This window comes from Bacteroides sp. 1_1_30, assembly GCF_020982715.1.
GTDB lineage: Bacteria > Bacteroidota > Bacteroidia > Bacteroidales > Bacteroidaceae > Bacteroides > Bacteroides xylanisolvens.
The window spans coordinates 1-914 of record NZ_JAJKHN010000235.1 but is presented as its reverse complement, the minus strand read 5'-3'; the positions used below and the strand labels follow the sequence as shown (position 1 = coordinate 914).

At 43.7% G+C, this 914-nt stretch carries 1 protein-coding gene; it reads left to right on the top strand.

Annotated features, from left to right (window positions below; all coding sequences use genetic code 11):
* The coding region (locus LPH68_RS26450) for a polysaccharide biosynthesis/export family protein (RefSeq protein ID WP_230297291.1) at positions 1-914 on the top strand (914 nt) is incomplete at both ends.

Sequence of the window (914 nt, the reverse complement as noted above, 5' to 3'; positions counted from 1 at the left end):
ACACAAAAAAACTTTAACGTATTTCTATTCATTCTACTGTTAGGAGTTTTTTCTCCTTTGATGGCTCAAAATATGAGTGATTCTCAAGTATTGGAGTATGTCAAAGAGGGGATTAGACAAGGGAAAGAACAAAAACAATTAGCCTCTGAACTTGCACGTAAGGGCGTGACCAAAGAGCAGGCTATGCGTGTGAAGCAGCTCTATGAGCAGCAGAACAATGTCAATGCTTCCAACGCTACCGGTACGGATGTCAATGAATCACGCTTACGTGAAGAAATGAAGGAGAACACCTCCGATATGCTGGAAGACCATCCGAGTACTCAAGATCTTGCACGTAGTAATCAGGTTTTCGGACGTAACATTTTTAATACCCGTAACTTGACTTTTGAACCCAGTGTCAACATCGCCACGCCTTTAAATTACCGTCTCGGTCCCGGTGATGAAGTGATTATCGACATCTGGGGAGCCAGCCAGAACACTATCCGCCAACAGATTTCTCCTGATGGCACGATCAACATTCAGAAAATAGGTCCCGTCAACCTGAACGGACTAACTATTGCTGAAGCCAACGACTATCTTAAAAAAACATTAAACAAGATATATAATGGTCTCAATAATACGAATGACCCTACTTCGGACATTCGTCTGACTTTGGGCAGCATCCGTACTATTCAGATCAATGTGATGGGTGAAGTAGTCCAGCCGGGCACTTACTCTCTCTCTTCCTTTTCTACTGTCTTCCATGCACTTTATCGTGCAGGTGGAGTCAGTGACATAGGTAGCCTTCGCAATGTCCAGCTGGTACGTAACGGCAAAAATATCGCCACAATCGACGTTTACCAATTTATCATGAAAGGCAACATTCAGGATGACATTCGTCTGCAGGAAGGTGATGTTGTGATTGTTCCCGCCTA